This window comes from Salimicrobium album, from assembly GCF_900107115.1.
Classification (GTDB): domain Bacteria; phylum Bacillota; class Bacilli; order Bacillales; family Halobacillaceae; genus Salimicrobium; species Salimicrobium album.
Genome location: NZ_FNOS01000004.1, coordinates 258,999 through 281,207 on the forward strand (window position 1 = coordinate 258,999; position 22,209 = coordinate 281,207).

Sequence of the window (22,209 nt, forward strand, 5' to 3'; positions counted from 1 at the left end):
CAACCCGACCGGGGGCTTCTTACGTTCTGGTTATTAGTAGTTTACGGCATCCAGGGAATCTATCAGTCCGTGCTCAAAATATGTGCCGGTCCCGTTAATAGGGTCCGCTGACTGTTCGATCGCCGACCGGATTTCTGCGTTGGAATCGCCCTGGGCCGCCAGTAGTCCGGCAAGTCCTGCTACGTGTGGGGAGGCCATGGACGTTCCGGAATAGCTGCTGTATCCGTCATTGAGAACTGTAGATACTATATCCACTCCCGGTGCTGTTACATCCACCCATGCACCGTAGTTCGAAAAGGAAGCTACGTTATTATTTGAATCGACTGCTCCGACTGCCAGCGCATTTTCGTAGGAAGCAGGTTCGAAAGTTGTGGAAACACCGTCATTACCGGCTGCTGCGACAACTACCGCGCCTTTGTTCCAAGCATAATCCACTGCGTCTTTGAGGGTTTTCGTACTGCAGTCACAACCGAGCGACAGGTTAATGACTTCCGCTCCTGCATCTGCAGAGTAACGGATCGCATCAGCGATGTCATTCAAAGATCCGCTGCCATTAGCATCCAGTGCTCTTACCGCCAGAATGTTAGTGTCGGGTGCCATTCCTGCTACACCTGTACCATTATTCGTCTCCGCAGCTGCTGTACCTGCTACGTGCGTACCGTGACCGTTTTGGTCATCAGGGTCATGGTCGTTTTGGACGAAGTCGTACCCGCGAATCGTTTTATCGTCCAGGTCCGGGTGTGTATAATCGACTCCTGTATCGATGACGGCGATTTCCTGAGAGGCAGATCCCGAGGTTGTGTTCCAGGCTTCAGGAGTGTTCGTATTTTCAGGCCCGTACTGATAACTGTAAAGTGGGTCGCTCGGTGCAGCTGTAGCCTCTAACGTATAGTTCGGCTCGGCGAACTCGACATTCGGGTTATGACTCAGTGCTTTAAGTACAGCATCGACATTTCCGACCTCCAGCACTTTCAGTTTCGAGTCGACGACACCACTGTGATCATCAACTGTTTTTGCGCCCATGTTGTTCATCGCCTTTTCAGATAAAGACTTTCCAGGCTTCAGCGTTACGACGATTTCACCTTTTTCTGGTTTCCCTTTGTCTTTCTGGATTTCGACTTTGTTCGTGTCATCGCTTTGCACAGAAGCAAAGGCCTGACCTGACAAGGGTACTACCGCTAACGTGGCTGCAAGGGACAAAGTGGCGAGTTTTCTTAATTTCATGAAACTATTCCTCCTTTTTAAAGATATACTGTAAGTATTCTTAAAAATTCCCTGTATACCTGCAAATCAGGGGTTGGGAAACAAAGAGGAATAAAGAGCGCTCACAGACTTCTATAAGAGTAATTTTCCCAACCAATGAAATGACGAAAATTCGACTATTCCCGAGAAAGTTTTCCTTTTTCACGTTAATGAAACCTTGAGCTTTCCTTAACCGTAAAACTAGAAGAGAGCGAGGGGAAACTATGAAAAAAATCATACTCATGCTGAGCTTATTTATGCTTGCTTTTCCTCTGCATGCATTCGCGGTGGAATATGACATTGAAAAAACTGCTATCACGGCAGAGCTGCAAGAAGACGGAACGGTTCACGTCGAAGAGCGGCACACGTATCAATTCGAAGGAGAGTTCAATGGTATTTCGAGAACGCTCATAGCTAAAGATAATGCAGTGATCGAAGATGTGAAGGCTTTTGAACAGGGGAAAGAACTCAAAGTGGAACAGGAAGATGAATTGTATAAAGTTCATCGTTCCGGTGAAGATGAAACGGTATCGGTCCGCCTTACTTACGTTATCGAGGGCGGGGTGGACGTGTATTCGGATGTTGCCCAGTTCTACTGGCCGTTTTTCGACGGTAGTAACGAATCGGATTATGAAAACATGACGATTACGGTTGTACCACCGGAGCCTTCCGAAGCAAAAGCGGCTTATGGTTATGATGCCGCTTATCATACCGCGGACAGCGGTTCCGACGGCACAGTGGTTTTCGATATGGGGAAGGTGCCGGAGGGGAAGAACGGAGACATACGCGTCGCTTATGACGCCACCCTTTTTCCGCAGGCGGAGCTGACCAGTGATGAAGCCATGCTGGCGGAAATCCTTGATGAGGAAGCGGAATTGAATGAGAAGATGATCGCCCGGCAGGAACGTTACGAATTGTGGAGCGGGCTCGGTCCTTATATAACCGGAGCTTTTTTCCTTCTGGCATTCGTTCTGTTCCTCACCGGTTTCCGGAGAAGGAAAGAAACGCTGCGGGAAGCGGAACGTAAGAGAAGCGGCACCGGCAAATTTCCGGAGACTTCAATGAGCCTGCCCGCTATGCTTATGTTCAGCAACTATGGACAGGTGACGATTCCTATGATGACCCCTGCCCTGCTTGAGCTTGTGAGAAAAGGAAACGTCGAGGAAGGGCCGGAGGAGGAATTCCGGGCAGTGAACCGGGAAACCGATTACCCCCATGAGATGCTTCTGATGAACTGGCTGTTCGATGAAGTGGGAGAGGATGGGACGTTCAAGGTGGAAGACCTGGAAGAATATCTGGAGGATGAGGACCACATTGAATCCTATCAGGAGAACTTCCGTCTGTGGAGCGAAGCAGTGAAACAGGAAGTGAAGCAGTACGATCTGTATGAGGATAATACGAAAGCCCGCTGGACGGCCGGAGTGGCGGGGCTGGCCATACTGCCTTTTACGATTCTGTTTCCTGTCTATGAGGTGTTCATCTGGATGGCAGTCGCGATTGCGTTATTCTTTTACTTTCTCATTTTCTCTTTACTCTATCGTCCCCTTACGTTTGAAGGGCAGCGGCTCAAACAGGAGCTCGAACCGCTTAAAACAGGGGAAGAATGGAAGCAGTGGGAAGAAAAAGATCAGATATCCGCCTATCTGTATCAGGTGGGCGCGGGAAAAAGAAAATCGGACATCGATCTGCCCGCCAGTGCCGTAACTGCGAACGACCTCGCCATGTTTATGATACTTGCAGGTACGCTTGATCAGAGTTTCCGACAGGCCGATCAGACTGCCTCCGTTTCGGCTGCGACTACAGGCGCCGGAACCGGTGGTCGTGCCGGAGTAGGCGGGGGTGGCGGTGGTTCAGGTGCTTTCTGATACGCCGATTCGATTCTCAACACGTACACTTATAAACCGTTAAATTTTCAATTTAAGCACGAGCCTCTTCAGGGGCCCGTGCTTTTTTCCATTCACTGAAAACCTGTGTTATCATCGTTCTAATAAGGGTATAGTTGAATATAAAAGATAAAGAGGGTACATATTTATGATTTTTGTGATTATTTCATTGATTATCGGGTTCCTTACCGCTTTCATCGGAAGTATAGCCGGTCTTGGCGGCGGAGTGATTCTAATACCGTCCCTGCTGTTCCTGTCCGATTTCTTCGAAGCTTTTTCGTGGGTTACTCCTCAAAAGATTGTGGCGATATCTCTCATTGTCATGATTTTCACCGGGATGTCTTCAGCCCTTTCCTATATTCGGCATAAGAGGGTCGATTTTAAACTAGGGGCTCTGTTTCTTATCGGAAGTATCCCGGGCGGCATATTCGGGGCGTACATTAACGGTTTTCTCAATGCGGATGTATTTTCCCTCATTTTTGGAGGAGTTATGATTTTCGTATCCCTTCTTTTCTTCCTGCCGAGGCGCCAGGGCTCCACGCCTCTCTTCAAGAAGGGGATGAAAGGAGTCCGGACTGTAGCCGGGGAGGAGTATCACTATACGGTTCCGATTACTCTCGGTCTTGTCCTCGCTTTCGTGGTCGGGACGTTATCCGGACTGCTCGGTATCGGAGGCGGGTCGCTCATGGTGCCGGCGATGATTCTGCTGTTCCAGCTGCCTCCGCATATTGCCACAGCCACCTCGATGTTCATGATATTTTTTGCCGTAATCCCGAGTTCCGTGACGCATATCGGTCTCGGTCACGTGGACTGGTATCGGACGCTGTTCTTTATTCCGGGAGCGTATCTCGGCGGCACGGTCGGGGCGTACGTGAATCGTAAAATGAATGCGAAAAGTATAGAATGGGTGCTGCGCATTCTTCTGATTGTCGTAGGTATCCGTCTGATTTCTCAGGGATTATGATAAGGAGAAGAGATTATGATAGAGAAAATATTTATTTACTATACGAGCGATCTGCACAGTTATTTCGAAAAATGGCCGAAACTCGCCGGTTATATCGAAGAGAAACGGCGGGAGCATAGAAACAGAGAAGAAGCTTCTTTTGTATTCGACAACGGGGACCACGTAGACCGCTTCCACCCCGTGGCAGAAGGACTGAAAGGCAAAGGGAACGTGGAATTACTGAATGCAAGCGAATATGATGTAGTGAACTTCGGCAACAACGAAGGCATCACCCTTGCGGAACAGGAACTTTACCATCTGTACGACGAAGCGGACTTTCCGGTAGCCTGTGCGAATGCTTTCCCTATGTCAAAAGAAGACCCGGACTGGCTGAAGCCTTACGTCATCAGGGAGACTGCGAGCGGTGTGAAACTCGGCATCATCGGGCTCACTGCTCCTTTCCGTGTATTCTATCAGCTGCTCGGGTGGAAAGTGGAGGCACCGGAGAGAATGATGGACAGGTATATGGAGGAAGTGAAGGAACAGAGTGATATCGTCATTCTTCTTTCCCACCTCGGTTACCACACGGACCGGCAGATGGCTGCCGATTATCCCGGACTTGACGTAATCATCGGAGGTCATACTCATCACCTTCTTCCGGAAGGGGAGAAGCACAATGGCGTCCTGCTTACGGCTGCTGGGAAGCACGGGACACATCTCGGTGAAATTTTTATAGACTGGGATCATTCGAAGCAGAAACTGGTGAATAAGGAAGCGTACACGGTCGCATCCGATACGCTTGAAGAAAGTGCGGAAGTGAGAGAAAGGCTCGAGAATTTAAAAGAAAAAGCGCACCGGCGTCTTTATTCGACCGTGGCGGAACTGAAAACTCCTCTGACAGCGGACTGGTTCCATGAGACACCGCTGATGAGAGAACTGACGAAGGAACTGCGCAGCTGGACAGAGGCAGATATAGCTATGCTGAATGCCGGTGTCATTCTTGAAGGACTGGATGAGGGAGCCGTGACGTACGCGGATCTGCACCGGATCTGTCCCCACCCGATGAACCCATGCAAGGTCCATTTGAGCGGGAAGGAGATCGTCGAAGTCGTCCGCTCCGCCTACACGAAACAGGTGACGGAATTTCCGCTGAAAGGGCTCGGGTTCCGCGGAGAAGTGATCGGTAAAATGATTTTTGAAGGTATTGAAATCGAAACGGCCACTTCCCCGGGCGGAGGAGAACACGTGCGTAAAGTATGGTTCGACGGTCAGCCGATCGAACGGGACCGCTGGTACAGCTTGGCTACAGCGGATACGTTCAGTTTCGGGAAGTTTTTCCCGGAAATCAGTCACAGTGCGACGAAAACGTATTACCTGCCGGAAATGCTCCGCGATCTGCTGCTTGAAGTTGTGCAGTCCGGAGAGTATTCTTCCCGGTAACGGTATCGAGGGCGTCGTCGTCCATTTTTTAGTAATAAGCCGGTTTAAAAGAATTGCTGGAGACGGCAATTCTTTTTTTGAAGCTTAAGTCCCCTTGCAATAGGGAAGGGAAGCTGATAGAATTTAATCCGAATTGAATACGCGTGACCTTATCGCCACGATGAGGTAGAGGTGCAGGACATATCAGTATCGGGAACGAGCGTGACAGCGAAGAGCCCCTGGGAAAGGATGCCCTGCCGAAGTATGGATGGATCGTCATACCTTCCATGCTGGTACATGTTTGAATAAAAGATGTACTGTCATGCATGTTACATGCATGGTGCGCTACTGATCGCATGGAGGATAATCATATTGCTGAAGCAATGATGGATTATTTTCTGTCATTGTTTTTTTATATGCAAAAAAACTTCGATTACTCCTATGTTCATGTAGTCGATCCATGCCAAAAAAATTTTGGAGGTACGACTTTATGGAAGGAACAATCTATTCTCTTATACCGGCCGTTCTTATGCTTATTCTGGTCATAGCGACCCGGCAGGTTCTGCTGTCTCTCGGTCTCGGAATTCTCATCGGAGCGTTTATGCTTACCGGGTTCGACGTAACAGGGGCTCTCAGTCTTCTGTGGCAGGAATTCTATACGATTTTCTATACGGACGGGGCACTGAATATCGGGAACCTGTACCTGCTCTCTTTTCTGCTGCTGCTCGGCGTCATGACCGCGTTCATGACTGCCTCCGGCGGAAGCAGGGCGTTCGGGAAGTGGGCGATTTCCCGCGTGAAGACGAAGCGGAGTGCTTCTTTAGTGCCGGCAGTGCTCGGTATCATCATTTTCATTGATGATTACTTTAACGCTCTTGCCGTCGGTCAGGTAGCCCGGCCGGTTACCGACAGACAGAAAGTGTCGAGAGCCAAACTCGCTTATTATATCGATTCCACTTCGGCTCCGGTGACGGTGATTTCTCCTATATCGAGCTGGGGCGCCTATATCATCGGTACAATCGGTACGATTCTCGCTGCGAATGAAATAACGGATATAGGGGCGTTCGAAGCATTCATCCAGATGATTCCTTATAACTTCTACGTTTTTGCCGCGCTGCTTCTCGTCTTCCTCACTATAATGCTGAAGCTGGACCTCGGTTCCATGAAAAAGCACGAACGAAGAGCGGAGGAGACGGGGGAATTGACCGATCCGAAGCATACGGATATACCCGGGGATCTTAATGAAGAGTTCCATCCTCATGATAATGGACACATCAGACACCTGCTCGTGCCGATTGCCGTCCTCGTTGTGATGACAGTAGGTCTCATGATATTCACCGGCGTCCGGGCCAGTGAAGGCTCTGCGGATATTTTGAGTACGTTCGCCAACACGAACGTCAATTTCTCCCTGTTTTACGGAGGACTGACAGCGGCTGTCGTAGCGATTCTGATGTACACCGGTCTCCCTTCCGGCAAGTCTCCACTCCGGAAAGTGCTCCTGGAAGGAATCAAAGCGATGCTTCCGGCCATCTATATTCTTGTACTGGCATGGATGATCGGCTCAGTGATCGATCAGCTCAGTACGGGTGAGTATCTTGCCGGGCTCGTGCAGGCATCGAACCTGAATGTCGCCTATCTTCCCCTGCTTATTTTCTTTACGGCAGGGTTTATGGCTCTCGCAACTGGGACGTCCTGGGGTACATTCGGGATTATGCTTCCGATTGCAGGGGAAATCGCTGCAGTTACGGATCCGTCCTTCATCGTACCGGCACTGTCCGCTGTTTTGGCAGGTTCCGTGTTCGGGGATCACTGTTCCCCGATTTCTGATACGACGATTCTTTCTTCAACGGGAGCCGGATCCCATCACATCGATCACGTGCTGACCCAGCTTCCTTACGCTATTATTGCAGCGGTCGCCGCTTCGACGGGATATTTCCTTTTTGCGCTGCTGGGAAGTGTGCTGGTACCGCTGCTTGCGACTCTTTTAGTAGTGGTTGCAGCCGGTTTCCTGTTCAAACCTGAAACGAATAGCTGAATGCCCCTAAAGACCGACGTGTGTCGGTCTTTTTGTTTATGTTGGATTGTCTAAAGTTTCTTTTGACATAGTTGAAATTTCCCATTATACTTTATACAAGATTACAGAATAATCTCATTTGTCCGAATTTTTTAAATTTTCACCATGGGGGACAGGTGAAGTCTAAAGGGAGGTCTTTTCTATGGAAAATCGCTCACAATGGGGCACCCGGGTAGGGTTCCTGCTTGCAGCGATGGGGTCGGCTATCGGCCTTGGTAACATCTGGCGTTTTCCGGCTACAGCTTATGAAAGTGGTGGCGGTGCATTCATCGTTCCTTATCTATTCGCGCTACTCACTGCCGGGATTCCGCTGTTGATTATGGAGTACACTATCGGTCACCGGTACAGAGGATCCGCTCCGAAATCCTTTGCTACCATCAACAAAAAGATGGAATGGATCGGCTGGTGGCAGGTACTTGTCGCGTTTGTTATTTCGACGTATTATGCAGTCATCATAGCCTGGGCATTAATGTATGCCTATTATTCGATCGGTCTGACATGGGGGAGTGATCCGACGGCTTTCTTCGTGGGAGATTTCCTTAATCTGGTAGACCCCGGTCAGCTTGGCGGTCTCGTACCTAAAGTACTCATCCCTCTCGTTATCGTATGGGCTATAGTGCTCGGAACACTGTCTCGGGGAGTCAAAAAAGGGATTGAAGTCGCCAACAAGATATTCATCCCGGCTCTCGTCGTTCTGTTTCTTATCATCGTCGTTCGGGCTGTAACGCTTCCCGGCGCAATGAACGGTCTGAACAGCTTTTTCGAACCGGATTGGAGCCGAATACTGGATGCAGAAGTATGGATTGCTGCTTACGGGCAGATTTTCTTCAGTTTATCCATCGCTTTTGCAATTATGGTAACGTATGCCTCCTATCTGCCGAGAAAGTCCGATATTACGAACAACGCATTCATTACCGGTTTTGCGAACTCATCTTTTGAAATTCTTGCAGGAATCGGGGTGTTTTCCGCAGTCGGATTCATGGCTTTCCAGTACGACACGACTGTGGCAGGCCTGGCAGCCGAGAAAGGGGTCGGAGGGATAGGACTTGCTTTCATGGTGTTCCCTGAAATCATCAGTCAGATTCCGGGCATACCGGGACTGTTCGGTGTCCTGTTCTTCGCCTCTCTCGTTCTGGCAGGATTCTCCTCTCTGATTTCTATTTCGGAAACTTACGTTGCTGCTGTGTCTGAGAAATTCAATATTTCCCGACAGAAATCGGTTATCTTCGGCGGTGGAATTGCAGCTATCCTTTCGCTGTTGTACGCAACGAAAGGCGGTCTGAACATACTCGATACCGTCGATCACTTTATCAACAGTTACGGTGTCGCTCTCGCGGGTCTTGTCGAGGTAGTGGCCGTCGCGTGGTTCGCAAAAGAACTGAAAGCTCTTCAGGAACATGCGAACTCGAGTTCCGACGTGATGCTCGCCGGCTGGTGGCGCTTCTGTCTCGGCGTCCTCACACCAATTGTACTCGGTTTCCAGATGATTCAGAACTTCACGAACGAACTTGCAGAACCATATGCCGGTTATCCGACGGACTTTCTTATCTATTTCGGGTGGGTAGTGGCGCTGGCAGCTATCCTCATCGGTATTGCCTTCTCCATGAAGAAATGGCCTCAGGGTACGGCGTTCGAAGATCCGACTAAACCTAATCACAAGGAGGGGTAACTCTGATGGCTATCGTTATGTTTATTCTCACCATCACGATCATTTGGGGCGGACTCGCTCTAAGTATCACGAACGCTGTACGTAAATCCAAAAATTCATAAGTTACAGACGGTCTGCACTTGGTGCAGGCTGTTTTTTTATATGGGAAATACCCGGGAGGTGGTCGTTACCTTTTTCTTCGGAGTGTGGAATTATGGTATACTGGCAACAGTGTAAGAGGTGATAACATGTTGGAATTGTTAGGTAAACAATATGAAATTTTAGAGGATCACCGCAATGCGGTGGAAGAAGAGTCTATTGAACAAAGAGCAAGCGAGATACTCGGGAAATACGATTTCATCGTAGGTGACTGGGGATATGGTCAGCTCAGGCTGAAAGGATTCTATGATGATCAGAACCAGAAAGCGACGTTCGATACGAAGATAAGTACGCTCGAAGATTATTTGTACGAGTACTGTAATTTCGGTTGTGCCTATTTTGTGCTGAAACGGATTGATAAGTAAACAGAAACGGAGGAGGATACATGCTCCTCTTATTTCTTATGAAAAACCGGGAAAGGTGTGAACGGGAATGTATTTTGTGAATCGTGAAGAGATTGATAATCTCCTCATCTACGTGGAAGAACTGATCCCTGAACTGCAGCAGGCAGGGATGGAGACCACTACCGAACGGCTCGCTCTGGAAAGAGCTACCCACATGAGTGTGGAAGTGATGATTGATGTGGGGAATAAAATGATCGACGGCTTCATCATGCGCGATCCGGGCAGCTACCATGATATTATCGATATTCTTATGGACGAAAAAGTTCTACCTTATGAAGAGGAGAATCAGTACAAGAGGATCATCGATATGAGAAAGGCAGTCGTGCGTGAGTATACGACCGTTTCCCATGAACGTCTGTTAAGCGAGTGGAACGAATGCCTCGGGTCTTTAAGACAGTTTCCGGAGCGTATCCGTCACTATTTGAATGCCGAACTGGGAAGTGTTTCGGCGTTTACGAAGGAGTGACAGCAATGAAAAAGTACAAAGGACTGCTGATCGACCTGGACGGTACGATGTATCGGGGGAACGAAGCGATAAAGGAAGCGCCCTTTTTCGTCGAAGAGTGCCGAAAACAGGGCATCCCCTACGTATTCCTTACCAACAACTCCTCGAGACAGCCTTTGCAGGTGGCGGATAAACTGAACGGGATGGGGATACACGCCCTTCCGGAGCAGGTATACACGTCCAGCATGGCGGCCGCCGCTTACATACAGCGCACGTTTCCTGAACCGGACGTCTTCATGATCGGAGAAGAAGGGCTCGAGTCAGCCCTGCTTGCAGGAGGCGCGACGCTTACCGAGGAGAACGCTGACGTGGTCGTCGTCGGTATTGACCGCGAGTTGTCGTACGATAAATTGAGGAAGGCTGCGCTGAATATCCAGAACGGAGCGGTGTTTGTAAGTACGAATAAAGACAGGGCGATTCCGACAGAAGAGGGAATGCTCCCCGGGAACGGAGCGATAACGGAAGCGATTGCTCTCACTACCGGAATCAGCCCCGTGTATGTCGGGAAACCGGAAGCGTTGATTGTGGAAGAGGCGCTGGAAGTGCTCGGTGTGAGTAAAGAAGAGGCGCTGCTTGTTGGGGATAACTATGAAACGGATATATCAACCGGCATCCATGCGGGAGTGGACACACTGATGGTAGAAACAGGAGCGACCTCGTTCGAAGACTTGAACGAGGTCGCGAGTCAGCCCACTTATAAAGTGAAGAAACTGGATGAGTGGACGTTTTCCTGAGGCCCTTTATTCGTCGTTATCACCTGCAGCACTGTGGGCCAGCCTGCTGGAAGCAGCTGCTGCGATAGCCCCTACGATGTCATCGAGGAAAGTGTGGCATTTGCCGGACGATTTATCGTCCAGTTCTTTCAGAATGCCGGGTTTCTGTTTGTCGATGTAGCCATAGTTGGTGAACCCGATGGAACCATAGACGTTCACGATGGAAAAAGCGATGATTTCATCGATGCCGTACAGACTTTCGTCGGTTTCGATTGTACTCTGAAGCGGTTCTTCGAGCTTATTCTCTTCTGCGAGCTTGTCCATTTGAATACCGGTGATAATGGCATTCTGTACTTCTCTTTTATGAAGGACTTTCTGGACGTTTTCCCGGCAGTCTTCCATCGTCAGACCTTCGTGATATTTCGCCTGAAGATAATAGACGAGATCCGCAATGTCATCGATTGATACACCGCGTTCTTTCAGCCACGCCCGTGCCGTCTGTTCCAGTTTGGTAATTTTATCACTCATAATAACTTCCTCCTAACGACTCAGTACAATTTTCTCTTTCCCTGGTTTATATAGGAACAAACCCGTGAATAAAGTATAACAAAGAGACAGACCGGGTGTCTGTACCAAGAATGGGGGACTTATACATGCGAAAGCCGAAAGTATTGATTACGAGACCATTACCGGAAGAAGTCGTTGCTCCTTATCGTGACCGACTCGACATTGATATGTACGACATCGACCAGCCGATCCCGGAGGAGAAGCTGAAAGCGAAAAGAGGAGACATTGATGCTCTTGTTCCGATGCTGAGCGAGAAATTGGATGATGACTTTTTCCGGAACACGTCCGCCAAAATCGTAGCCAATCTGGCCGTCGGTTTTGACAACATTGATGTGGAATCAGCGCGGAAGAACGGGGTGACCGTGACGAATACGCCTGATGTTTTAACCGAAACGACAGCTGATCTTACGTTTGCTCTTCTGATGAATACGGCAAGAAGAATCAGCGAAGCCGAGCATTACATAAAAGAAGACAGGTGGAAACAATGGTCTCCGCTGCAGCTGGCCGGCACGGATATCCACCATAAAACCGTCGGTATCGTCGGAATGGGACGCATCGGAGAAGCAGTGGCTAAAAGAGCCGGAGGTTTTTCGATGGACGTACTCTATCACAACCGTTCCCGTAAGCCCGAGGCGGAAGAGCAGACAGGGGCCCGGTACGTTTCTCTCGATGAACTGCTTCAAACGTCCGACTACGTCGTCTGTATGACTCCGTACACGGAGGAAACCCATCATATGTTCAATGATGAAGCGTTCCGTACCATGAAAGACACCGCTTATTTCATCAATACCTCCCGCGGGAAAACGGTGGATGAAAAAGCTCTGCAGCACGCTCTTGAGAACGGGGAAATCAGGGGATGCGGCCTTGATGTGTTCGAAGAGGAGCCGATTTCTGCGAATCACCCGCTTCTCGGGTTGAAAAACGTGACGGCCACCCCTCACATCGGTTCGTCAACAACAGAGACGAGGTATCGCATGATGCAGCTCTGTCTCGACAACGTCACGCGTGTCACTGCGGGGGAGAGTCCTCTCACCCCGGTCACGTGAACATAAAAAAAGAGAAGGGGAGCCCCTTCTCTTTTTACGTAATGTATAATCAGAATACCTGCTCTACTTCGTAGATGCCCGGAACTTCCTGGCTGAGAGCCCGTTCGATTCCGGCTTTCAATGTAATCGTTGAACTTGGGCAGTTACCGCACGCTCCCATAAGGCGCAGGCGGACGATGCCGTCTTCTACGTCTACAAGTTCCACGTCCCCTCCGTCACGTAACAGAAATGGGCGCAGTTTATTCAGGACTTCCTGGACTTGTTCGTTCATATCCACTTGTTGTTGCATATCAACTTTCCCCTTTCGTGATGATGTTATCTATACTATATCACAAATGTAGCATCCATAGCTTTGGAAGATGAGAACTATTATCATTTTATCTTTTCTCAATAGTTTTGTAAAATGAAAGTAACCGATAAGGAGGAGAGGCCGGTGAATAAGGAGAATGTAACTATCACTGTGTACGGGGCGGATCAGCGCTGTGCGAGCTGCGTGAATGCGCCGGGGTCGAAAGAGACATATGAGTGGCTCCAGGCAGCCATCGGTCGCAAGTATGGAAATGAAGAAATCACTTACCAATACATTGATATATTTACTGCAGAAGAAGATGAGTACATCGAAAAGATTATGGAAGACGAGCTTTTTTATCCACTGGTGCTGGTCGAAGGAGAAATAGCCGGAGAAGGAGACCCGCGTCTCAAATCCGTCTATCAGCATCTGGAAAAGCACGGTCTTTCGGCACAGGAGGGATAAATTGAATCCTCTTATAGAATTTTGTGTAACGAACCTCGCCGACGGTTCCCAGGAAGTGAAAGAGAAGCTGGAGAAGGACCCGGATCTGGATGTTCAGGAATGGGGCTGTCTGAATCACTGCGGGATGTGTGCCATCAAAAATTACGCTCTCGTCGAAGGACAGCGGATATTTGCGAATTCCCCGGATGAACTGCTTGAGAAGATTTATGAATACCTTGAGGAAGAAGAGCTGATATGAATGGATTGAACATTTACCGATCAGCCTATATACTGATAGTAGAAAGGAGAGGTTCCGAATGGTTCTGAATATTACGGAAGCTGCGATTTACAGAGTGAACGAAATGCTGCAGGAAGAAGACTCTCAGGATAAATACTTACGCTTCGGTGTCCAGGGCGGAGGATGCAGCGGTCTTTCCTATAAGCTCGGTTTTGAAGAAACAATGAATGAAGAACTTGATATAGTAGAAGAACACGACGGCCTTCAGGTCATCATCAATAATCAGGATGCTGCAATTATTGAAGGGACGAAGATCGATTTCAAACAGAACATGATGGGCGGCGGGTTCACCATCGATAATCCGAACGCTATCGTATCGTGCGGCTGTGGATCATCTTTCAAGACAGCGACAAACGCAGGCACGCCGGACCCGAACTGTTGATTGCCGAGTTCAAAGCTCGTTTTATATTCGTTTGAGGGAAACGACCCTCTTTCGTGTCTTCACATAATACGCCTTCTTAGCGAACGGAACATTCGTTAGGGAGGTGTATTTTTTAGTTCTATGAAGAACTATATTTCGTTCGATTTACTGAGAAAAATTCAAGCCTTTTCAGTAGTTTCTGAGTAGTCAGGATGCAAAAAACAGGGAATGGAGTTTTAAGAAGAAGAAAAATTTGTGATAGCAAAGGTCCACTTGAAGAGAGCACTATGTGGCTCAGGAAGTAATAAAAGCCCCCTGGTAAATATACGGCAATGCTTCAATTAACGATTCAATTGTAAAAGTCCGTTTCCTTTTTAAATACTTTGTATTGTAACTGGGATTTTGAGCCTCTAACTAGAGTAAGTACTAAGATAATAATATATGTGTAAAGAATTAGCCCGAAGATTAATTAAATATCTAACTCCTTCATTTGGGAATAAGTTTTTTTAAGGTTTCCATAATGTTCGTTACCATCGTTTAATTTTTCCTTAAAAATATCTCTTTCAAAAAGGTTTATAATGTCCTGTTTGTAAAGTTTTTCAAAGTCCTTTTTATTAACCTTTTTTCCGAGGTACATCAGGCAAGCTACTTCATATGAGTTTAAATAGTCTGACGTTTTAATATCGAAAGAAACACTGTAATGTTCCCAACTTTTTTTTTGACCCTCCGTTAAGGTTTTATCGATACGACTAGCTATCAATGGGGCCATATTATGAGTCATTTGGGATATGCTATCAGAAGCCTTTAAAATTGAATCATTGATATTACGTAAAACATTAGATTTACTAATGCTTATAGAGAGGCGAGTATAAATAACAGCAAATAGTGCCAATACAAATGAAAGAACACTAATCATAGCACTGATCACTTCAAAGGTACTCATTGGGATGTTCCTTTATTTCTTTTTTAATGATTTTAATTAAATCTAGTATTTCTGTATTATTTTCAATTAAATTATTATTTTTAATTAAATTTAGTAATTCTGTATTATTATCAAGAATATTATGGGTGGAAATATTAATGTCTGTATAAGCTTCCATAATTTCAGGAATTTTTAATTTTTCTTTTTCAGGAATTATAGAATTGTCGCTTTGAAAATTTAAATGATTAATCTCGTAAACTATTTCTTGTGTAATAACATTTTTTTGCGACAAGGGAGCTGCTATTAACCGACTAAGATAATCCTGCGCTAAATCTTCCGGATTCTTCATCTGTAATACCTCCTCAAAAAAGTATATTTAAATAAAAACTGAATCAAGCAAAATATAAATTGAGGTTATTAAGTTATGAAACGGTGTTCCAAACACTACTGTAGTTATAATTATAGCATATAAATACTAAATGAAAGTTTATAATTCAGAATATAATTAATATTTTGAAAAATCAAGTTGACGATTAAATTTATTATGACTTTGTTTATTAATCCTTGTTAATTTGCAATATGGTTTTCAAAATTATTCATTTTATATTTTAAACTTTATATTTTAAAAAATATCGATATATATTCTATACTTCCTAGAGAAATAATGAGATCGTAAAAAGTTTTGTCAAAAGAATCACATCACCTAAAATATGTAGAAAATTCAAAAAGTATTGAAAGCGCTTTATATAAATGGTACTATTTTAATAAACACCGATTGAATCTGCATTTTGTGACGGCGGTTTGCCTTTACCCGGGCGGGCTATCCTTACAAAAGATGCCGGAGATTCGGAGGAAGCTTAATGTATGAATCACAGACGTGCTACATAGTGGGTGAATCCAAATCACCCGGGAATAATGCCATTACGAAAAAATATGATTCCTTTTTTGTCGGATTTGTCGTGGATATGAACAGTAATGAAATCGTCGATGTCGAGTGTACGGCCATGCTGGACATTACCGTCCACTTTGTCCACAGTCTGTTCGTCGGAAAAAAGATGACGGACGGGGAGACAGTCGAACAGGAGATTACGGCGCGGTACTTCGGGTCCTCTAAGAAAGCATTGAGTGTAGCTTTCAAGCAGGCGCAGTTGAAGTACTATGACATTATGAATATATGATACCGATTGCTTTATCTCACTGATCGTAGATAAAATCCAGTCGACAAGAAGCGTATTCTTGCCGGCTGGTTTTTTGTTTTTATACATAATATTAATCAAGGGGGAGAATCATTATGATCGAAAGTGGATTTCTTTATCTGGGAGTCATCATAGGCCTGGCCGGACTGGTCGCTTTTCTTGAATCATCAAAAAGTAAATTTTTCAAATACGTGCCGGGTATCGTGCTTATTTACTTCGGAGGTGCGATTCTGAAGACGACAGGCGTCATCGGTTCTACAGAGACTATTGACAGTACATATGGTAATGTCCGGGACATTCTGCTGCCGATGCTTATATTCCTGATGCTCATTAACTGTGACTTGCGTAAATTGAAAAAACTTGGTCCGAAGATGCTGATCGGTTACTTTACGGCTGCTTTCAGTATTATGCTCGGATTCGTCGTCACGTACCTGCTGTTCCAGGGGTTATATGCTGAAAATACGTGGCAGGCCCTGGGAGCTCTTGCCGGAAGCTGGACGGGCGGCTCCGCCAACATGGTTATCATTCAGGGGATCCTCGAAGTGCCGGAGAATATTTTTGGTTACGCCCTTATTATGGATACTGTCAACTATTCCTCCTGGGTCATGATCATGTTCTGGCTCGTTCCATTCGCGGCCCTTTTCAACAAATGGGCTAAGTCCAATACCGAACATCTCGATGAAATCACCGCTGACCTCGTGGAGGAGGATAAAGAGAAGGATGCGAAGAACATTACTTTCGTCCACATGCTCGGGCTTTTGTCCATAGCCATATTCGTTTCCGCAATAGCTGCCGAGATCGGCGGAGTGCTCCCTTCTTTCGGTACTGTCGTTAACACGACGACGTGGACGATCCTCATCGTTTCCATTATCGGTGTGCTTCTCGCTATGACGAAGCTTGCGAAAGTTCCGGGTTCGATGGATATCGCAAACGTCTTCCTTTATATCGTTATCGCTTTAATCGCTTCTCGTGCCGATTTCTCCCAACTGGGACAGGCACCGGTGTATATCATTTCCGGTTTCGTGATTCTCGCTGTGCACGCGATCATTATGTTGCTTGCCGCTAAAATTTTCAAACTGGACCTGTTTACACTCGGTGTTTCGAGTCTTGCGAATATCGGCGGTATGGCGTCCGCACCACTTCTTGCAGGAGCTTACCACAGATCGCTTATACCGGTCGGGGTCCTGATGGCTCTCGGTGGGTCGTTCCTCGGAACGTATGGCGGACTGCTCGTTGCCGAAGTGCTTTCGATGTTGTAGGGGAGGAGCTATATGAAAATAACTGATATCGTATGCGAAAACAGAACTGTTTCTTTAAAGCGGCCGTTCAAAACAGCCGTCCGTACCGTGGAAAACATTGAAGTGATGGATGTCTTCGTGAAAACGGAAGAGGGGATCGAAGGGTACGGGTCGGCGACGGCTTCCCTCCAGGTGACGGGGGACTCTCTGGAAGGGATGAGAGCGGCCGTGGAAGGACCTGTCCGGGATTCCCTGATGAATGAGGATATACAAAAACTGAACCATCAGCTCATTAAATTGGAAAAAAGCTGCATCCATAATTCGAGCGCGAAAGCGGCTGTGGATATAGCTCTCCATGATGCTTTCGGAAAGTATAACAACCTCCCCATATATAAAATGCTGGGCGGGGAAAGAGGAGTGCTTGAGACGGATATGACCGTCAGTGTAGACGACCCGGCTCTCATGAAACAGCAAGCGATCGCAAGAGTCCGGGAAGGATTCGATGTCCTTAAATTGAAAGTGGGCATGGATGAAAAAGAAGATTTTAACCGTCTGCTGCATGTGAAAGAAGCGGTGGGAGAAAACGTTCGCCTTCGTCTTGATGCCAACCAGGGGTGGACGGGCAAACAGGCCGTCCACTTTCTGAAACGGATAGAACAGGAAGACATCAACGTGGAACTCGTCGAACAGCCTGTTCCGTCTCATGATCTGAAAGCTCTGAAATATGTGCGTGAACACGCCCACGTGCCGATCATGGCCGACGAGAGCGCTTTTTCTCCGAGAGAGGTACTCAGGCTTGTGGAAATGGATTGTACCGACTACGTGAACATTAAACTGATGAAAGCCGGGGGATTGAGAAGAGCAGGGCAAATCGCTGACATCTGCGAGAGTGCAGGCGTACCCTGCATGATCGGAAGCATGATGGAATCGACTGTTTCGGGAACGGCGGCTGTTCACCTTGCTATGGCCCACCCGAACATAACGATGTACGACTTAGATGCCCCGGCCTGGATGAATGATGAAGGTTTGAAAGGGGGGATGAGCTACGAAGGAAGAGAAGTGACGTTGAACGAACGCCCCGGGCTCGGTTTTTATTAATCTTTGGAGGTGGTTATTGATGAAAAATAAACTTTTATGGATAACGGCTGTATTGCTGTTCAGTTTCGTTTTCACTTCTGCTGTCCAGGCAGAGAATAAAGAGAAGTACGTTGATGTCTCCGTAGCTACGTTGTGGAGTGAACCTGCTGAGACAAGGGATGTTGATGCTCCGGCAATCAGTAACCCGGTCGATATGTGGGAATGGACGGAGAGCATGACGTATGAACAGAAACTGGGACTTGTCGGTAAACTGCAGACGCAGGCTCTTTATGGACAGAAAGTCACCATCCTTGAAGAAAAAGGGGATTGGGTGAAAGTTGCCGTCCACGGTCAGCCGACACCGAAAAATGAACTCGGCTACCCGGCCTGGATGCCGAAAGAGCAACTGGCGGATGAGAAAAGGTACAGCACTTTAAAAGATAAGAAGCCGTTTGCACTCGTCACATCGCCTACTGCTCATCTTTATGACGATAAAAACAGAGGAAAGGAATTCAAAGAAATCAGTTTCAATACGAAACTTCCTGTCGTAACCCAGGCTGGAGATTCCATGCTGGTGGCTACTCCGAGTGATGGAATGAAATGGATGAACGAAGAGGATGCTTCCGTTTATAACAGTGAGGAAGAAATCCCTGAAGCGGACGGTGAGGACCTTGTGGAAACGGGGGAACAATTCCTGGGGCTGCCGTACTTGTGGGCAGGTGCTTCCGGTTTCGGGTTTGACTGTTCAGGCTTCACGCACACCATCTTCAAATCCCATGGAATCTCAATACCGCGAGACTCTTCCGTACAGGCGGAAAACGGGACTCCTGTAGCAAAAGAGGATCTGCAGAAAGGAGATCTGCTGTTTTTCGCTTATGACGAAGGAGAAGGATATGTCCACCACGTCGGTATGTATATCGGAGACGGGGAGATGATCCACTCCCCTAATTCGGCCAGTACGGTAGAGATCATCGACGTGTTCGAATCGGACTACGCCGTCGAATTTGCAGGTGCGAGAAGATATCTGGATTAATGTAACGTAACCCTCCGGCACTTTTGCGGGAATAAATTACGTGTTGCTTACGATGATCCAAAACGTTGAAGCTTTAAAGAAGCCTTGAGGAAATTAATTTTCCTTCAGGCTTCTTTTTATGAGAACAGCTTTATTCACATTAAAAATGCGTGCTATGGTTCAGGAACCCGTTTTAATGAAATATGTAAAGAGAGGTTGAGGACGGGACACCGTCGCCTGCATAATAGAAAGCATCATAGCAATTACGCGAGGAGAGGGACGTCAATTGATATCGAATGAAATTGCACAGATGATTGTAGACAGAACCATGGCTATTCTTTCTTATAATATCAATGTCATGGATGAAAAGGGGATAATTTTAGGGTCTGGTGATACGAAGAGAAGAGGGACCATACATGAAGCCGTGAAGTATAGAAAAAATCCGGCAGACCATTTGGAGATTCATCCGAAGGAAGTGGAAAAGTGGAACGGCGTCGACCAGGGAATCAATTTGTCTATTTATTATGAGAACCGCACAATCGGAACTATCGGGATAACCGGGCCGCCCGGGGAAGTGAGGAAATACGGAGAACTCGTAAAAATGACAGCGGAAATGATTATAGAACAGAGATACCTTCTTGACCAGGTTCAATACGACGAACGGATTCGCAGGGAATTTCTGTATCAGTGGCTGGAAGACACCCATGCCAATGACCGGGAATTTAAACGGAAAGCGGATATGCTGGGGATCGACCTTGATATTCCGCGGATAGTCATCTGTGTTTTCCCCCCCTCTGACAGAAACAGCAGGGATCACCTGGATCAGCTGGAACGAAAAATCAAGACACATCTAAGGCCGCAGGAACTGGCCACTGTGCTCGAAGATAGAATCGTGATCATAAAAACGATTGCTCTGGCAGAGGAGTACGAAATGAAGTTAAAAGAATGGATCCGCTTTTTACATCTGCCGTCCAGTTATGTAGGGACTCCGGCTTCTGACGCGTCGGAAGTTGCCCGTTCCTATCAAAGAAGCCAGATGACGAGGAAGACTGCTGCAGCAACATCAATGAAAGATGATGTTATATTTTACGGGCAGCTGTCCCTGGAGGTGCTGCTTTATGACTTGTACCAAAACGACGGGTTTTCGGTACATCAATCCGATGAACCGCTCCCGGAAGTACTGATCGCCACTTTAAAGACGTATGTAGAATGTGACGGAAAATCTGCAAAAACGGCTGACGAATTATACATACATCGAAATACACTTCAGTATCGTTTTGCAAACATCCTAAATATCACCGGCAGGGAGCCACGGAACGTGAGGGATTTGTTTTATTTATATGCAACCCGTGTCCTTTTACACAGCTTCAAAGAACAGGAGGACTTAATACAGTAAAATGGTAGCGGTTTAATTTGTGCAAACGACTGATGATTTCTTTTCGGAAGGCGCTTACAATGAGAGGGGAGTTTTTAAGTGAGGAGTGTTTAAAGTGCCTGTAACAACTGTTGGAGCAATCGGTGGTCTGGTTTTAGCCATCGTAATGATTTTAAGAAGAGTACCGCCCGTGTATGCGCTTATCACCGGAGCTCTGGTTGGAGGAATTGTCGGCGGGGCCGGTCTCACGCAGACAGTGGAGCTGATGGTGGAAGGAGCAGAAGGGATCATCCCTGCCGTGCTGCGGATCCTTGCAGCCGGGGTTCTGGCCGGTGTTCTGATCGAGTCGGGAGCGGCAAACTCCATCGCGAATGCTGTTGTGGAGAAACTCGGTGAGAAGAAAGCTCTCCTCTCCCTTATTTTAGCGACGATGGCGCTGACCGCCGCGGGTGTGTTCGTGGATATAGCGGTAATCACGGTGGCGTCGATTGCATTGGCGATTGCCTACAAAGCGGGTTTGTCCAAAACGGCCATATTACTTGCTATGGTGGGCGGGGGAAAAGCAGGGAATATTATGTCCCCGAACCCGAATACCATTGCCGTTTCGGAAGCTTTCAACGTTCCATTGACTTCTGTAATGGCTGCAGGAATCGTACCTGCCGTCTTCGGTATTTTCGTTACATATATTATGGCGCAGCGCCTTGTACAAAAAGGTAGTTTCGTCGCTGAGAGAGATCTGGAAGAAGGAGAGGATAAGAGGCTTCCTCCGGTCACACTCGCCCTGATCGCGCCATTAATTGCAATTTCCTTACTCGTTCTCAGGCCAATTGCCGGTATTGAAGTCGACCCTATGATCGCGCTTCCCGCAGGAGGGCTGGTCGGGGCGATCGCTATGGGCAAATGGAGGTCGATCAATTCGTTTATCATTACCGGCCTCAGCAAAATGTCAGCAGTCGCCGTACTCCTTCTCGGTACCGGAGCCATCGCGGGGATTATTTCGAATTCCACACTGCAGTATCTGCTGATAGATACCATCGAATATTTAGGGCTGCCGAGCTACGCATTAGCTCCTGTTTCCGGAATTTTCATGGGGGGAGCGACCGCTTCCACGACGGCAGGATCCATTGTTGCAGCAGAAGTCTTCAGCGGGACACTGCTTGAAATGGGCGTCAGCGGCCTGGCAGGTGCAGCGATGATCCACGCCGGGGCGACAGTAATCGACCATATGCCTCACGGAAGCTTCTTCCACGCCACCGCCGGCAGTGTACTGATGAGTATCCAGGAACGCGTGAAGCTGATACCTTATGAGACTGTCGTAGGTTTGACGCTCGCTGTCGTATCTACACTGATTTTCGGGGTGTTTCAATTATTTTAACGGGTACAGCTATAACAGC

The 22,209-nt window shown here is 47.4% G+C and carries 24 protein-coding genes and 1 riboswitch; of the genes, 19 read left to right on the forward strand and 5 right to left on the reverse strand.

Annotation, left to right across the window (positions count from 1 at the left end):
- Positions 1-33: 33 nt before the first annotated feature.
- On the reverse strand, positions 34-1,224 hold the full coding sequence (locus BLU03_RS09265) for a S8 family peptidase (RefSeq protein WP_093107353.1): 1,191 nt from the start codon (positions 1,222-1,224) through the stop codon (positions 34-36).
- Positions 1,225-1,466: 242 nt separating this feature from the next.
- Here BLU03_RS09265 and BLU03_RS09270 point away from each other — a divergent pair, with 242 nt between their 5' ends.
- From BLU03_RS09270 to BLU03_RS09310, 9 genes are all read left to right on the forward strand, one after another.
- Positions 1,467-3,107 carry a DUF2207 domain-containing protein gene (locus BLU03_RS09270; RefSeq protein ID WP_093107355.1) on the forward strand — a complete coding sequence of 547 codons (1,641 nt, stop codon included), beginning with the start codon at positions 1,467-1,469 and terminating at the stop codon, positions 3,105-3,107.
- Between the two features lie 166 nt (positions 3,108-3,273).
- Positions 3,274-4,089 carry a sulfite exporter TauE/SafE family protein gene (locus tag BLU03_RS09275; RefSeq protein WP_008587249.1) on the forward strand — a complete coding sequence of 272 codons (816 nt, stop codon included), beginning with the start codon at positions 3,274-3,276 and terminating at the stop codon, positions 4,087-4,089.
- Between the two features lie 15 nt (positions 4,090-4,104).
- Complete coding sequence (locus BLU03_RS09280) at positions 4,105-5,508, forward strand: bifunctional metallophosphatase/5'-nucleotidase (RefSeq protein ID WP_093107357.1); 1,404 nt, start codon at positions 4,105-4,107, stop codon at positions 5,506-5,508.
- Between the two features lie 158 nt (positions 5,509-5,666).
- A riboswitch (Lysine riboswitch) is annotated at positions 5,667-5,843 on the forward strand.
- A gap of 134 nt (positions 5,844-5,977) precedes the next feature.
- Positions 5,978-7,522, forward strand: a complete 1,545-nt coding sequence (locus BLU03_RS09285; RefSeq protein ID WP_093107359.1) for a Na+/H+ antiporter NhaC family protein — start codon at positions 5,978-5,980, stop codon at positions 7,520-7,522.
- 181 nt (positions 7,523-7,703) lie between these two features.
- Positions 7,704-9,230, forward strand: coding sequence for a sodium-dependent transporter (locus BLU03_RS09290; RefSeq protein WP_076570980.1), 1,527 nt, complete (start codon positions 7,704-7,706; stop codon positions 9,228-9,230).
- 5 nt (positions 9,231-9,235) lie between these two features.
- Positions 9,236-9,331 (forward strand): methionine/alanine import family NSS transporter small subunit, encoded by a 96-nt coding sequence (locus tag BLU03_RS09295; protein WP_008587259.1) that lies wholly within the window; start codon positions 9,236-9,238, stop codon positions 9,329-9,331.
- Between the two features lie 126 nt (positions 9,332-9,457).
- Positions 9,458-9,733 carry a YutD family protein gene (locus BLU03_RS09300; RefSeq protein WP_008587262.1) on the forward strand — a complete coding sequence of 92 codons (276 nt, stop codon included), beginning with the start codon at positions 9,458-9,460 and terminating at the stop codon, positions 9,731-9,733.
- Positions 9,734-9,800: 67 nt separating this feature from the next.
- A complete protein-coding gene (locus BLU03_RS09305; protein ID WP_008587265.1) occupies positions 9,801-10,238 on the forward strand; it encodes a DUF86 domain-containing protein in 438 nt (145 codons plus the stop codon).
- A gap of 5 nt (positions 10,239-10,243) precedes the next feature.
- The gene (locus BLU03_RS09310; protein ID WP_093107361.1) at positions 10,244-11,011 is read left to right on the forward strand and encodes a TIGR01457 family HAD-type hydrolase; all 768 of its coding nucleotides are present in this window, start codon (positions 10,244-10,246) and stop codon (positions 11,009-11,011) included.
- Positions 11,012-11,017: 6 nt separating this feature from the next.
- Here BLU03_RS09310 and BLU03_RS09315 read toward each other — a convergent pair whose 3' ends face one another.
- The gene (locus BLU03_RS09315) at positions 11,018-11,518 is read right to left on the reverse strand and encodes a phosphatidylglycerophosphatase A family protein (protein ID WP_008587271.1); all 501 of its coding nucleotides are present in this window, start codon (positions 11,516-11,518) and stop codon (positions 11,018-11,020) included.
- A gap of 125 nt (positions 11,519-11,643) precedes the next feature.
- Here BLU03_RS09315 and BLU03_RS09320 point away from each other — a divergent pair, with 125 nt between their 5' ends.
- Positions 11,644-12,603 carry a 2-hydroxyacid dehydrogenase gene (locus BLU03_RS09320; protein ID WP_093107363.1) on the forward strand — a complete coding sequence of 320 codons (960 nt, stop codon included), beginning with the start codon at positions 11,644-11,646 and terminating at the stop codon, positions 12,601-12,603.
- A 49-nt stretch (positions 12,604-12,652) separates the two neighbouring features.
- Here the strand turns inward: BLU03_RS09320 and BLU03_RS09325 are convergent, their stop codons facing one another.
- Complete coding sequence (locus BLU03_RS09325; protein ID WP_040608998.1) at positions 12,653-12,892, reverse strand: NifU family protein; 240 nt, start codon at positions 12,890-12,892, stop codon at positions 12,653-12,655.
- 144 nt (positions 12,893-13,036) lie between these two features.
- On the opposite strand from BLU03_RS09325, the gene BLU03_RS09330 reads away from it, so the two are divergent.
- Genes BLU03_RS09330 through BLU03_RS09340 form a run of 3 tightly spaced genes read left to right on the forward strand, consistent with a single transcriptional unit; the run spans position 13,037 to position 14,016 of the window.
- Positions 13,037-13,357, forward strand: a complete 321-nt coding sequence (locus BLU03_RS09330) for a YuzD family protein (protein WP_093107365.1) — start codon at positions 13,037-13,039, stop codon at positions 13,355-13,357.
- A gap of 1 nt (position 13,358) precedes the next feature.
- The gene (locus BLU03_RS09335; RefSeq protein WP_008587279.1) at positions 13,359-13,595 is read left to right on the forward strand and encodes a YuzB family protein; all 237 of its coding nucleotides are present in this window, start codon (positions 13,359-13,361) and stop codon (positions 13,593-13,595) included.
- Between the two features lie 58 nt (positions 13,596-13,653).
- A complete protein-coding gene (locus BLU03_RS09340) occupies positions 13,654-14,016 on the forward strand; it encodes a HesB/IscA family protein (RefSeq protein ID WP_008587281.1) in 363 nt (120 codons plus the stop codon).
- A 448-nt stretch (positions 14,017-14,464) separates the two neighbouring features.
- Here the strand turns inward: BLU03_RS09340 and BLU03_RS09345 are convergent, their stop codons facing one another.
- Together BLU03_RS09345 and BLU03_RS09350 are read right to left on the reverse strand one after the other, a co-directional pair.
- Positions 14,465-14,938, reverse strand: a complete 474-nt coding sequence (locus BLU03_RS09345; protein WP_093107367.1) for a hypothetical protein — start codon at positions 14,936-14,938, stop codon at positions 14,465-14,467.
- Positions 14,925-15,266, reverse strand: coding sequence for a hypothetical protein (locus BLU03_RS09350; RefSeq protein ID WP_093107369.1), 342 nt, complete (start codon positions 15,264-15,266; stop codon positions 14,925-14,927). Before BLU03_RS09350 ends, BLU03_RS09345 begins: the two co-directional genes overlap by 14 nt.
- Before the next feature lie 511 nt (positions 15,267-15,777).
- Here BLU03_RS09350 and BLU03_RS09355 point away from each other — a divergent pair.
- The 6 genes from BLU03_RS09355 to BLU03_RS09380 all read left to right on the forward strand — a co-directional run bounded on the left by BLU03_RS09355 (position 15,778) and on the right by BLU03_RS09380 (position 22,190).
- Positions 15,778-16,095, forward strand: coding sequence for a DUF3870 domain-containing protein (locus BLU03_RS09355; protein ID WP_093107371.1), 318 nt, complete (start codon positions 15,778-15,780; stop codon positions 16,093-16,095).
- Between the two features lie 113 nt (positions 16,096-16,208).
- Entirely contained in the window at positions 16,209-17,372 is a 1,164-nt protein-coding gene (locus tag BLU03_RS09360) for a DUF819 family protein (RefSeq protein ID WP_076570996.1), read from the forward strand.
- A 12-nt stretch (positions 17,373-17,384) separates the two neighbouring features.
- Positions 17,385-18,449: a dipeptide epimerase gene (locus BLU03_RS09365; RefSeq protein ID WP_093107373.1), complete on the forward strand. Its 1,065-nt coding sequence runs from the start codon at positions 17,385-17,387 to the stop codon at positions 18,447-18,449.
- 19 nt (positions 18,450-18,468) lie between these two features.
- Positions 18,469-19,461, forward strand: a complete 993-nt coding sequence (locus BLU03_RS09370; RefSeq protein WP_093107375.1) for a C40 family peptidase — start codon at positions 18,469-18,471, stop codon at positions 19,459-19,461.
- Positions 19,462-19,726: 265 nt separating this feature from the next.
- The gene (locus BLU03_RS09375; protein WP_093107377.1) at positions 19,727-20,836 is read left to right on the forward strand and encodes a CdaR family transcriptional regulator; all 1,110 of its coding nucleotides are present in this window, start codon (positions 19,727-19,729) and stop codon (positions 20,834-20,836) included.
- Between the two features lie 94 nt (positions 20,837-20,930).
- The gene (locus tag BLU03_RS09380) at positions 20,931-22,190 is read left to right on the forward strand and encodes a GntP family permease (RefSeq protein WP_093107379.1); all 1,260 of its coding nucleotides are present in this window, start codon (positions 20,931-20,933) and stop codon (positions 22,188-22,190) included.
- Positions 22,191-22,209: the final 19 nt, after the last annotated feature.